Origin of the sequence: Streptomyces iakyrus (genome assembly GCF_000717055.1) — a bacterium.
Classification (GTDB): domain Bacteria; phylum Actinomycetota; class Actinomycetes; order Streptomycetales; family Streptomycetaceae; genus Streptomyces; species Streptomyces iakyrus.
Genome location: NZ_JNXI01000001.1, coordinates 366,548 through 378,604, shown reverse-complemented (window position 1 = coordinate 378,604; position 12,057 = coordinate 366,548). Strand labels below are relative to the sequence as shown.

12 protein-coding genes are annotated in these 12,057 nt (G+C 68.0%); 9 read left to right on the top strand and 3 right to left on the bottom strand.

Translation table 11 applies throughout. The features are described from left to right. The 4 genes from OO68_RS01715 to OO68_RS01700 all read left to right on the top strand — a co-directional run bounded on the left by OO68_RS01715 (position 1) and on the right by OO68_RS01700 (position 5,033). Entirely contained in the window at positions 1-903 is a 903-nt protein-coding gene (locus tag OO68_RS01715; RefSeq protein ID WP_033306257.1) for a ParB N-terminal domain-containing protein, read from the top strand. 25 nt (positions 904-928) lie between these two features. Next, positions 929-1,462: a hypothetical protein gene (locus OO68_RS42910; RefSeq protein ID WP_051814268.1), complete on the top strand. Its 534-nt coding sequence runs from the start codon at positions 929-931 to the stop codon at positions 1,460-1,462. A gap of 53 nt (positions 1,463-1,515) precedes the next feature. Then, entirely contained in the window at positions 1,516-2,952 is a 1,437-nt protein-coding gene (locus OO68_RS01705) for a terminase large subunit domain-containing protein (RefSeq protein WP_051814263.1), read from the top strand. A 380-nt stretch (positions 2,953-3,332) separates the two neighbouring features. Continuing rightward, positions 3,333-5,033, top strand: coding sequence for a hypothetical protein (locus tag OO68_RS01700; protein WP_157852660.1), 1,701 nt, complete (start codon positions 3,333-3,335; stop codon positions 5,031-5,033). 28 nt (positions 5,034-5,061) lie between these two features. On the opposite strand, the gene OO68_RS01695 is transcribed toward OO68_RS01700, so the two are convergent. Then, positions 5,062-6,114 carry a nitrilase-related carbon-nitrogen hydrolase gene (locus tag OO68_RS01695; RefSeq protein ID WP_033306255.1) on the bottom strand — a complete coding sequence of 351 codons (1,053 nt, stop codon included), beginning with the start codon at positions 6,112-6,114 and terminating at the stop codon, positions 5,062-5,064. A 119-nt stretch (positions 6,115-6,233) separates the two neighbouring features. Between OO68_RS01695 and OO68_RS01690 the strand changes: the two genes are divergently transcribed. The 5 genes from OO68_RS01690 to OO68_RS01670 all read left to right on the top strand — a co-directional run bounded on the left by OO68_RS01690 (position 6,234) and on the right by OO68_RS01670 (position 9,222). After that, positions 6,234-6,941: a hypothetical protein gene (locus tag OO68_RS01690; RefSeq protein ID WP_033306254.1), complete on the top strand. Its 708-nt coding sequence runs from the start codon at positions 6,234-6,236 to the stop codon at positions 6,939-6,941. Between the two features lie 40 nt (positions 6,942-6,981). Then, positions 6,982-7,464: a head decoration protein gene (locus OO68_RS01685; protein ID WP_245236879.1), complete on the top strand. Its 483-nt coding sequence runs from the start codon at positions 6,982-6,984 to the stop codon at positions 7,462-7,464. Between the two features lie 14 nt (positions 7,465-7,478). Continuing rightward, positions 7,479-8,528: a major capsid protein gene (locus tag OO68_RS01680; protein WP_033306253.1), complete on the top strand. Its 1,050-nt coding sequence runs from the start codon at positions 7,479-7,481 to the stop codon at positions 8,526-8,528. Beyond that, positions 8,528-8,815, top strand: a complete 288-nt coding sequence (locus OO68_RS01675; RefSeq protein ID WP_033306252.1) for a hypothetical protein — start codon at positions 8,528-8,530, stop codon at positions 8,813-8,815. The genes OO68_RS01680 and OO68_RS01675 overlap by 1 nt, the downstream gene beginning before the upstream one ends. Before the next feature lie 77 nt (positions 8,816-8,892). Beyond that, on the top strand, positions 8,893-9,222 hold the full coding sequence (locus tag OO68_RS01670; RefSeq protein ID WP_033306251.1) for a hypothetical protein: 330 nt from the start codon (positions 8,893-8,895) through the stop codon (positions 9,220-9,222). An 82-nt stretch (positions 9,223-9,304) separates the two neighbouring features. Here the strand turns inward: OO68_RS01670 and OO68_RS43630 are convergent, their stop codons facing one another. Together OO68_RS43630 and OO68_RS01665 are read right to left on the bottom strand one after the other, a co-directional pair. Then, complete coding sequence (locus OO68_RS43630) at positions 9,305-10,261, bottom strand: HNH endonuclease (RefSeq protein WP_078625129.1); 957 nt, start codon at positions 10,259-10,261, stop codon at positions 9,305-9,307. Next, positions 10,261-12,042 (bottom strand): ParB N-terminal domain-containing protein, encoded by a 1,782-nt coding sequence (locus tag OO68_RS01665; RefSeq protein ID WP_157852658.1) that lies wholly within the window; start codon positions 12,040-12,042, stop codon positions 10,261-10,263. Before OO68_RS01665 ends, OO68_RS43630 begins: the two co-directional genes overlap by 1 nt. Between the last annotated feature and the right edge of the window lie 15 nt (positions 12,043-12,057).

Below are 12,057 nucleotides of genomic sequence, written 5' to 3'. Positions count from 1 at the left end.
ATGGAGGAGACCACTTGCCTCGCCCCGCCGCAGATGGTTCAGGGCGACCCGCGCACGCTGACGCTGCTCGACGTCAACGCGCGGTTCCTGCCGCACGAGCAGTTCCGGCAGCTCGTGGCGAACATCGAGCGTGACGGCTGCCTGACCTCGACGCCGCTGGTGTGGAACGACCGCGAGACGGGGCGGCTGGTCGTCCTGTCCGGCAACCACCGCACGCTCGCCGCGATCGAGGCCGGCCTGTCGCAGATCTGGTGGATGCAGATAGACGAGCCGCTGCCCCGCCAGCGGCAGATCGCGCTTCAGCTCTCGCATAACGCCATCGCCGGGCAGGACGATCCGGCGATCCTCAAGGAGCTGTACGACGAGCTGGAGTCGGTGGAGTGGCGGCAGTACACGGGCCTGGACGACAAGGCTCTGGACCTGCTGGAGAAGGTGGACGTCGCCTCCCTGGGCGAGGCGAACCTCGACTTCGCCAGCGTGCAGTTCATGTTCCTTCCCGATGAGCTGGAGCGGGCGGAAGCCGCGTTCGACGCGGCCCGGTCCACGGCGACGGCGGACCAGCGATGGGTGGCCGGGCTGGAGCAGTACGAGCCGGTGCTCGATGCGCTGGAGACCTCCCGGGCCGCGTACAAGATCGGCAACAGCGCGACGGCGCTCGGCGTGATCCTCGCTGTGTTCGAGCGGCACCTGGGCGAGCTGGCCGAGGGCTGGTTCGACGCCGCCACCGGGGAGGCGACCCGGGCGGGGGCGGCGCCGCTGGAGACGGTGTTCGGGGTGCGGGACGTGCCGGTGGAGACGGCCGCCGTCGTGCGGGCGGCCATCGACCGGATGGTGCAGGACGGCACCGTGCCGGCCGACGAGCCGTGGCGGGCGCTGGAAATCCTGGCCGCACAGAGCAACTAGTCGGCCGTCGGCCAGGAGGTGAGCGGTGGCCGAGGGCACCGTGGAGTCCTGGGAGCGGCAGAGCGGGGAGTCGGTCCAGGCGTTCGAGGCGTTCGCCGTGTACCGCGATCTCGGCCCAGCGCGGAGTCTGACAAAGGCGGCACGCGAGTTGCATAAATCCCGCACGCTGCTGGGCCGGTGGTCGCGGCAGTTCGCATGGGTGATGCGGGCCGCGGCCTACGACCGGGAGCAGGACCGGCTGTTCCTCGCGGAGCAGGCACAGGCGCGGCGGGACATCGCCCGCAGACACGCGAAGTTGGCGCAGGCCGTGCAGAGCAAGGCGGTCGCGCGGCTCCAGACGCTCGACCCGCGGGAGCTGTCGCCGTCGGAGCTGCTGCGCTACATCCAGGTCGCGGCGGAGATCGAACGTCGAGCCGTAGGTGAGGCCCCGGCGGCCGGAGCGGTCGAGGACCGGGACCAGGGCGTGGACGTGGCCTCTCTATCGGACGAGGATCGCCGGGCTCGTATGGATCAGCTCCGCCGTGAGCTGGAGCGCCGGTTGTCGGAGGTCGCGCAGTGAGCCGCGGCCGGGCCAAGCGCCGAATAGTCGAGGGGTTCGCGGACCCGTCAGTGATGAGCGACGAGCAGTTGAAGGCTGAGGTCGCGGCACTGGTCCGGGCCGATGAGCTGTCGGCGCGCAGGTGGGCGTGCGAGGTCCCGAACTGTGACGGGCTGCCCCACGCGGGGTGGCTGCACCACCATGCCCGTGCGGCGCAGCGTCAGCCGCTGTGGCTGTGGACGGTGTGGATGCTGCTCACCGGCCGTGGCTGGGGGAAGTCGCGGACGGCGGCGGAGACGGTCCGGGAGTGGGCGCATACGCCGGGTTTGCAGATCGCGGTGGTGGCCAAGAACGCGACGCTGGTGCGGGACATCTGCTTCGAGTCCCCGAAGTCGGGGCTGTTGTCGGTGTTCCCGCCGGAGGAGGTGGCGAAGTACAACTCGTCGCTCGGTGAGACGACGCTCCGGTTGGCGAATGGCACGCTGATCCGGGGGTTCGGTGCGGAGACGCCGGACAACCTGCGCGGCTGGGCGTTCGACAAGGCGTGGCTGGACGAGTACGCGGCCTGGTCACGGCACACCGCGCAGGAGGTCTACGACATGCTGTGGTTCTGCCTTCGTGAGGCGGACACCCCGCAGGTCGTCATCTCCACGACGCCGAAGCCGCTCCCTCACGTCAAGCGGCTCGTCGAGCGCGGTAGGAAGCAGGAGAAGGCACACGAGGAGGGCGGGGCGCCGCCGCGGGTCGTGCTGACCCGCGGGCACATGCGGGAGAACGACGCGAACCTGTCGGCGGCGGCCCGCGAGGAGCTGGAGGAGGAGTACGCCGGCACCCGGCTGGGCCGTCAGGAGCTGTCGGGCGAGCTACTCGAGGACGTGGAGGGCGCGCTGTGGAAGGGCTGGATGCTGGAGGTCGAGGGCTTCCGGCCCCGGCCCGAGCATCTGCCGGACCTCCAGCGCGTGGTGGTGGCCGTCGACCCGGCGACCAAGAGCCACGAGAACGCCGACATGACCGCGTTCACGGTGGCGGGGCGCGGGTTCCCGGTGGAGACGATGTTCGGGGACGACCGTCCTCGCGGGTATCTGCTGCACTGTGAGCAGGACCGGTACACGCCGACGCAGGCGATGAAGCGGGCCGCCACGCTGTACCACGAGCACCGGGCGGACTGCGTGGTCATCGAGGCGAACAACGGCGGCGACTACCTGCCCGCTCTCCTGGAGCAGGTGGACCCGACAGTGAACTGGCGCATCGTTCACGCCACCAGAGGGAAGCGGGCGCGGGCGGCCCCGGCCGCCCAGCTGTACGAGCAGGCTCGGGTGTCTCACGTTGGCCCGGCTCGACGGTTCGCGGAGCTGGAGGAACAGATGACCACGTTCGTCGGTCAGGGGGAGACGGAGGACTCGCCGGACCTGCTGGACTCGGCGGTGTGGGCGCTGTGGGATCTGTTCCTTGATCCGACGATGCCACCACCACGTGGTGGGGACGACCAGCGGCTCAGCGGTCGTCGGTGACCGGCTATGGGGTGTGCTCGGGTGGTCATGTGGTCTGCTCGGGGCCGTGCTGTCGCGGAGTAGGGCACACCAGGTGCAGCCTTCGTCGGGGGTGTGCGGTGGCGTGTTCAGCCAGTAAGCGCCCGTGAGCCGGGCGGTGGGGGGCAAGGCGGCGTGTCGGGGTTGTCGGCGGCAGGCACGCCGTGAACAACGATGGCGTGCGGTGTGAGGCGACGGGGGAGGCGTCACCTGTACGCGGGCGTGGCCGGGTCGGCGGCCGACGGTGGGCGGTTCGCCGGACTATAGGCTGATCGACGGCGCGGGGCCGACGTCCGGAGGAGACCGTGGGCCTGCGCCAACTCGTGATCGATGCGTGGTCGTGGCTGAACTACAAGCCAGTGATGGCTGAGGCTGGCCGTCTGGGCAGCCGCGCGTTCCCAGAGCTGGCCAAGACGTGGGTGCCACCGCACGAGTTGCGTCGGCTGGCCGCGTACAAGGTGCTGGCGTCGTACGACAACAACCAGGTCGGGCAGCTTGCGGCGGCCGGTGGCGATGCGAGCGCGTTGGAGCGGCGGGAGCTGGGTGACGCGGCCAACCTCGTGGACACTGCGCTCGGCTACCTCCTCGGTTCGGAGCAGAAGGTCATGGTCGAGGGCGCGGAGCATGCCGATGCGGAGACGCCGACGCCCGGTGCGGTCGAGGCCGCTGCGGTCCAGGACCGGTTGCGGAAGTGGGCGGACAAAGAGCTGCTGACCTTCCGGGTCCAGCAGGCGGAGCGGGCGGCGGTGCTGCTCGGGGACAGCGTGATGGTGCTGGCGTGGAACCCGGAGAAGCAGCGGCCGACGTTGCGGGTCTACGATCCGGGGTTCTTCTTCCCTCAGTGGGGCGATGAGGACGAGGACTTTCCCAGGCGGGTGCATCTGGCGTGGGAGCTGCCGGCGGACGACGACGCCGGTTTGAAGGCCCGGGTGCGGCGTGTGACGTACGAGCTGGGTCCGATCTCCGAGGACGGCGAGGACGGTGCTGCGGCTGGTGGGCGGCAGTACCCGTGGGAGCCGGGTCGGATGTCCAACGTGACGTGCTACCTCACGGACGCGGAGTGGCTGCTGGAGGATCTGAAGAACGGTGAGACGCTGGACCGGCTGCCGATGGACAAGGCGAGCTTCCGGGTGCGGCCGGATGGCACGGAGCTGAACCGGCTGGATCTGATGATCGACTTCGTGCCGGTGGTGCACATCGCGAACACGATCCCCGACGGTGGGGAGCACTGGGGGCGCTCGATTTTGGCGCGGGTTTTGCAGGCGCTCGATGAGCTCGCGGCCACGGACTCGGACAGCTCGGCGGCCTCGGCGACGACGGGCACGCCGATCATCGGGCTCGCGGGTGCGCGGCTGCCGGTGGACCGGGCGACGGGCAAGCCGCAGGAGCTTCAGGTGAAGGCCGGTGCGGTGTGGCAGCTCGGTGAAACGGGGCGGATGGATGCCCTGGACACGTCGCCGCAGTTGGCCGAACTGCGGGCGCGGGTGGATCACCTGCTGGAGCGGATTGCGGCGAACAGCCGGGTGACGGCGGCTGGGCTCGGGACGCTGGAGGCCACGGAGGTGCCGTCGGGGTACGCGCTGAAGCTGGCTCTGGGGCCGCTGGATGCGCTGATCGGGATGATGCGGTTGGCGCGGGAGCACAAGTACCGGCTGCTGTTCAAGATGGTGCAGCGGCTGTACCAGGCCGGACGGGCGGAGGGCTGGACGGATGGGGAGACGCTGCCAGCGCGGCTGGCGTGGGCGCCGCACACGCCGACGGACCGGGGCGCGGTGCTGGAGGAGGTCGTCAAGGCGTACGGCGCCGGGGTCCTGTCGCTGGAGACGGCGGTGGCGATGCTGCTGGAGGCCGGGTACCCGATCAAGGACGCCTCGCAGGAGGTGGAGCGGATCAGGGCGAAGGCGGAGCCCGAGGCCGCGGTGCGGGTGGCGGAGGCCGCTGCTCGGCGCGGGCCCGACGAGGACGACGAGTACCTGGAGGAGGACGGCGCGTCGGGGTCGGCCGGGGTGAGGAAGCCGGTGGGGAAGGTGAGCGAGCGGGAGCCGGTGGAGGCGGGCCGGTGACGCGGCCTCGGGGTGCGTGAAGCGGGGGTCAGCGCCAGATGCCGCGGGCGCGCATCAGGTCGATCTGGGGTTCGGTGACGTGCTCGCGGTATTCGGCGTGGTTGTACGGCGGGCGGTCGGCGTAGAGGTTGGCCGGGTAGATGGGCTGTTCGTAGAGGGTGGCGAACAGCTCGCTGCGCAGGTCCTTGGCCCAGTTGGTCCACGCGGCGGTGGTGCGCTGGCGGCGGAGAGCGGGCAGGTCGATGGTGGCGGTGACGAAAGTGGCGACGCCGCCGTGGTCGAGGTGGCCGATGGTGCGGCCGGTGTAGTCGGTGATGGTGGAGTGGCCGCCGAAGAAGTCGACACGCTGCACGTCGGCTCCGGTGTAGGAGGCCGGGTTGGGGGCGAGGACGTACATGGTGTTGTCGAGGGCGCGGGCGCGGTTCTGGATGTCGAAGGCGTCGGAGGCGACGCCGGGCAGCGGGTAACTGGTGCGGTAGGCGATCTCGCATCCGCCGAGGGCGAGGCCGCGGGCGTTCTCCGGGTAGGACGCCTCGTTGGCCATCATGACGCCGAGGCGGCCGATGGCGGTGTCGGCAACGGGCCAGTACGCCTCAGGGCTCCGGCCGTAGAGACGGGTCCACTGGTCGAGCACGTCGTGTGGGCTGATGCTGTGTTCCATGGGTGGCAGCGGGGCAAGCTTGTAGTGCCGCAGGACGATCTCGCCGACGGGGTCGATGACGAAGCCGACGTTGAAGTACCGGTCGGGGAAGGCCGGGTGGAGGGCCTTGGCCTGGGCCATGATGTGAATGTTGAACTCGTGGGCCCAGCGGCCGAGTTCTTGTGTTTCCGCGCCGGGAAGGCTGATGGCGCAGGTGCGGGCGTAGGTGGCGTGGTCGAGGTCGTGGATCTCGTCGGTGAAGCCCTGGAGCGCGCCTTCGGGCAGGGCGACCAGTCGGACGGGGTGGTCGAGGCCGCCGAGGGAGACAGCGGTGCGGGTGAGGGCGTAGAGGTGGTCGAGGTTGGCGGCGATGTCGTCGCGCTGCTGGATCTCGGTGATCTCCGGGATGAGCCCGACAGCGGTGTAGGGGTCGATTGTCATGGGTGGTGCCTCCTTGTTCGAGGCCATCCTGTGGGGGCGGTCGGACAAGGGTTCGTGGCCGTGTCGGTGCAGGTGACTACACTGGCCGTCAGCGCGGGGGCGCGCTCTGGAGGAGATGTATGGTCCGGCCCCTGCCGCCTCGCCGTCCTGTCGGCCACCGCCGTGACGGGCGGCCGATCTACCCGATTCTCGGTGCCTCGTCGGAGGACGAGACGAACGACCAGCTCGACGACGCCACGGACAGCGGCGGCCAGGAGCAGCAGGTCACGGTCACCCAGGACCGGTTGGGCAAGATGCTCACCCGCGAGAAGGCACAGGGCGAACGGGCTGCGATCAAACGGCTGTTGGCCACGCTCGGGTTCGACTCCCCGAAGGCGCTCACCGAGTTCGTGACCGCGCAGCGGGAGGCCGAGCAGGCCGCGCTGTCGGAGGTGGAGCGTCGGGAACAGGCAGCTGCCGAGCGGGAGTTGCAGGCCGCGCGCCGGGAGGAGCTGGCCGCCGAGCGGGAGAGGGCGGCGCTTCGCCGGGCCGCGCTGGTGGCGCTCGGCGCGGAGGGCGACGACCTGGTGGATGCGGAGCGTCTGCTGGCCGTGGACGACGAGGACGCGGACGAGGCACAGATCCAGTCGGCGGCCGAAGCCCTGCGAGCCAGGCGTCCTGAGCTGTTCGGTGAGGTCCGCACCCCGGTGCCGGCCGCCCCCGCGGGCGCACCGGCCGGGCGCGGCCCGACCCGTACGACCCCGGTGTCCAAGCCCGGTTCAGCCGGACTGGAGATGGCCAAGCGCCGTGGCCTGATCCCGGAGTTCAGCGACTCCGCCGCCCGATAGTTCGGGCCCAGAACTTGGGGGACCACGCCCCCTGAACTTCGTGGACGGCATCGCCTCCGTGGGCGGTGTGCGGAATCTGACCGCAGCGTCCATGGAGACCAAGCACATGACCATCCAGCCCGTCTCGAAGTCCGAATACACCACCGCCAACCGCGAGTGGCTGGCGTCCCTGCACGGCACCGACTCCGTCGACACGATCACCCTCGACCTGAACCTGTTCTGCGAAGGCACGCACTACGTGTGCGGCGACGGCTGCGACCCGTACGGCCGGGTGCTGTCCGGCGTGCCGGTCGGCAGGGTCGCGGAGTCCGGCCTGTACGGCCCGTACGACCCCGAGGCGCACTGCGGCCGCCAGATCCTGCGCGGCTTCGTGATCGCCGAGGTCCCGTTCGCGACGGGGCAGACCCGTGTTCCTGCCGCGCTGCTGTGGCACGGCGCGGTGAAGGCGTCGAAGGTCCCGGGCGGCATCGACGTGTCCCAGCTCGTGTGGCACCCGCGTGCCGCGCAGATCCGCTTCGTGTGAGCGGGGGCTGAGCTGTGACGATTCAGGACCTGCTCAAGGACGTCTCGGTCATGGACCTGACGGCGTTCGCCAGGGCCATCCCGACCCCGAAGGACTTCCTGCTCACGCAGACGATCTTCCCGACCGTGGAGATGCGGGAGGTGAAGTGGCGTACGAAGGACTCCGGCCGGTACGTCAACGTCGCCAAGTACCGGGCGTTCAACGCCTCGGTGCCGTTCGCGACCCGTGAGGCGTGGCAGACGTCCCGTGAGGGTGCGCTGCCCGCGCTGGGGCAGAAGCTCGTCGTCTCCGAGCAGGAACAGATCCTGCTAGAGGCGTCGCACGGCTCGGACCAGGACCGGCTGATCGAGCTGCTGTACGACGACGTGGAACGCCACGTCGAAGCCATCCGGTCCCGGCTGGAGCTGGCCGCCGGCGACGTACTCGCGGACGGCCGGTTCACGCTGGAACAGGAGAACGGCCTGACGCTGGAGGTGGACTGGAACGTCCCCGCCGAGAACATGCCGGTCGCCCGGATACCGTGGTCGGACCCGGCCTCCGACCCGATCGCGGACGAGCTGCGGTGGATCCAGCACCTGGACGACATCGGCGCACCGGAACCGGAGCTGGTGATCACCAGCCGGAAGGCGTTCAGCTACCTGGCAGCGAACAACGCCTACAGGGCGGCCTACTACGGCAGCGTGAACCCGTCGACCACGCCGACGGCCACGCTCACCCCGCAGCAGATCAACGTGGTGCGCGGCAACTACAGCCTGCCGCCGATCCAGTTCTACAAGGCCCAAGTGCGGGTGGACGGCAAGCCCCGCAAGGTGCTGCCCGAGGACCTGTGGATTCTCGTGCCGCCGGAGCGGGAGAAGTGGGCGCAGACCATGTACGGGGTGACCGCGGAGGGCCTGGTGCTGTCGCGCGGATCGAACCCGGAGATCATCCGGGAGGACGCCCCCGGCCTGATCATCACCCGAGGTGTCCAGGATGACCCCGTGCAGATCTGGACCAAGGGCGCGGCGGTCGGCATGCCCGTCATGCACACTCCCGACGCGCACATCGTGGCGAAGGTCCTGTGATGGCCGGCCGCGGGCGGCTGAAGGCCGCGGTGTACGTACAGGACCCGACCACGCGGGAGGAGGTGATCCTGCGGCCGGGCGAGAGCCCGGGCCCGGAGGTGGCCGTGCTGATTTCCCACCCCGACGCGTGGGAGGAACCGTCGGACGACTGCGACAAGCCGGACGAGGCTGTCGTGATGGAGAAGCCGGAGCCGTCCGGGAGCAAGGCCGGTGGCCAGGAGGAGACGGCCGACGTTGGCGCGATCAAGAAGCCGCAATCCCGGCGCTCCCGTTCGTCCGGGTCGTAGGATGACGCTCGTACGGCCCGTCACCAGCATCCCCCGTCTGGTGACGGGCCGTACCTCGTTCGTTGGAGGGGTCCCTTGTGGATGAGTTTCAGAGGTCATGGCTGTTGGCGCAGCTCGGGCCGGATACTGACGCGGCTGACCTGGAACGCCGGTTCTTCCGGCTGCGGTCGGTACGCGCGGTTGCACTCGAGGTACTGGGCGAGCGGCGTGCGAGGCTGCTCGCCGACCCGCTGAAGGTAACCGTCGACGGCGTAGTGACGATGGATCTGCAGGAGAACCTTCGAGGGGTCGAGCGGCAGATCGAGCAGGTCCGCCAGGCACCCGCCCCGGGTGGCCCCGAAGACGAGGACGACGCAGATGAGGCGCTGGCGATGACGTGGCTGACGCCTGCGCGCCGCTACCGCTAGGTCCCGGGAACGAGCTCGGGCTGCCCCATGGCCGGTTGGCGGGGGCGGCCGTCATCAGAGGTGACTCGGACGCCGAGCGTTTCTAGCTGGCGATGGACGCAGCAAGGCGCTTGGGACCGATCCACCTGTCGAGGCGCCAGGGATCGTGTTGCTCACAGAATACGGCCAGATTGACCGGAGTGAGCGCACCGTTGGGATTTCGGGGCCCGGCGAAGAGTTCACTGTCCTCGATCTTGGCGGTGCAACCATCGGGGAATTCGCACCTTCTACGAGTAGCCACGGTCCGCAACACCCAAAGTGGCTGAGGCTGCGTCACAGGACCCAGAGCTTGATGGTTGAATATGCCGGCCGACCACGGAATCGTGTCGTATATGTTCGTGTATCTGTTCTTTACGGAGTTGCACCAGCCACAGGCAAGGCGCAGATTTTCAACAGACGTCTTCCCACCCTCTGCAACCGGGATTACATGATCCACCTCGATGCACAGCTGACTCGCGCGCATGCCTCGGGGGCGCGTGAAATCAACGAGCGGTGGGATAGGCGGCTCGTCTTGGGCGATGCCGAGGAACTTATCTCGGGCATGGTCTCCGAACAGGTAACCGCAAAGGTAGCAGCGAGGTTCCGGCTGCCCCATGGCCCACAGTTCTTCGCGGGTGGCGAGTCCGACCGCCGACCGCTTCCGCCTCCTCCGCGCTGAGACAAGCTGCCAAGCAAACTTCGTCAGCACGCGTGCATACTTCTTTCGCTCGTCCAAGGGGACTTGCGGGCTGACGGTGTTGAAGTAGTCGAGTATGGGCGCGTGGAGGTGTCCGATACTCAGTTCGGTGTCCAGTTCGTACGGAGCCAGGTCAACGAGACTTTCGATGAACCAGCGACCCCAGACCGTTGACAGGTCTCCGCGCAGCAGCCATCCATGATTTCCAGACACGACCTCTGGCACTGTGTATTTCGAGAGAGACTTCAGGGCCTCGTCCGACCAGTTACTGTCCAGGGCCTTTTTGATCTCGGCGAAGAACTCGCCGACCTCCTGTGGCTGCATCACGCCCCGGCAGCGGGGTTGTACTCGCCCTCCTTGGGCAGGGACTCGGGGTTCCTTCGGTAGTCGTACCAGAGGCGACTCCAAGTTCTGCGGATGAGTGGGGTGTCCTTCTTCTCGACGTTCCAAAGTCGGTTGAAGTACGCAGGGTTGACGTCGGTGAGCCACGCCTCCATGGTGGAGTCGACATCGTCGAGGCTGTTGAGCGTCTTCTTCTGCATGCGCAGGAATTCGAAGTAGTCAGCCGCCAGAATCGTGAGGCTGATCTTGTTGTACAGGTTGCTGCGGGTGGTTCCCCAGGCGTTCTTTGCCTCCGGATCGTCGGCGCCGAACTTGTCCCTGATGTTCGAGTAGAACCTGATGAAGACGTCCCGCCAGGGACCGTCAGGCCTGGCCCATGCCGCGACCTTTTCGTCGTGAGTGTCGAAGTCTGCGACGAACGCACTTTCGTCAAGGTGGTACTTGCCCCAAACCCGGGCCCAGTCGGTCTTCTGGCCGTAGAGCTTGCCCCCGGACAGCTCTCGGAAGATCCCTACGAGTCCCTTGAGGACCGGCCACTGCAGCAGGGTCCTGTTGTCTCCCGCGATACCTGTCTGTACGAAGTTCTTGAACGGGCTCTCTTCCGCCCGCGTGAGGTAGGCGATGGCCTGAGAGTCGTCCAGCTTGATGCCGGCGTCCTTGAGTCGCTGTGCCACCGGGTCCAGCTCGTCCTTGCTCAAGCTCGTCGACACGATCGTGCCCAGAAGGGCTTTGCCCATCGGCGTGGCCTTCTGGTTCACGACCACGAACTGGAAAACGTGCTCGCTTGGGCTGGGGTCGAGCAAGAGGGAGACGGGCAGCCGCCGAGCGTGTGCCGAGATGAAGTCGGCCTTTGCCTGAGCAGGGTCCAGGCCGTTCTCTGCTGCCTCAAGGAGGAAGGCCTCCCCGTCCTGGCTCTCAGCCAGGCTCGCCGCGGCCAACACTGCGCCCTTCAGCCGGTGCTGTCCATCGACGAGCATGATCGGCTTGAGGTAGCTGATCATCGCTTCCCGGTCGAAGCCGAGGATCTTCTTCGGCTTCACGTCCGCGTCGAGGGCTTCGAGGACCTTGATTCGACCTTTGAGCTCGGTGTAGAAGTCGATCAGGTGGGTCTCGTCAGTGAGGAGCACGCTCGCTGCATCTGACTCATCGCCGTTCCCCGCCTCCTCCGCTGACACCTCCTCGTCTTCGTCGTCTTCGTCTCCAACGGCATCGAGCCCGTGCTCCTTTCGAGCCCGATCTATGATCGACGAAAGTCGCTCCTGATCCAGAGCGGTCTTCTTCAGTTCCGGCATGCGCGACTCGAGGCGTGCAACTACGCGCGACATCAGCTCCAGCAACGACGTTTCGCTGAAGTCCTCGCTCACGATCTCCAGCGTGCCGAACTCGGGAGTGCCGTCCAGAGGCTTGAAGCTGACGGAGGTCTCGCTCTGCGGAGCAGCCAGGAGTGGGTTCTGCACGATGTTGCGCTCATCGTGATAGAAGCTGGACAACTCCCTGATCCTTGACCTGCTCTCCTGCCGCTGGAAACCAATGGTTTCCTCGTCATCGAGACGACTGCGCTGAGGCACGCCGACCCACTGATCAATCTGCGTAGCCGGCGCTGCGAAGAAGACCAGTGGCTTGCCCGACGGGGTCTGCTGCGTGATGTGGGCTGGGTACGTGTAGGTGATCGTCTTAGCGTTCACGCAGGGGCCTCCAGAGAGCATGATCCAAGATGCCTCCAACGCTACCTGCTGGGGGCCGAGCTCCACCGCAAGTCTCACAAAGCCTGCTCCCCG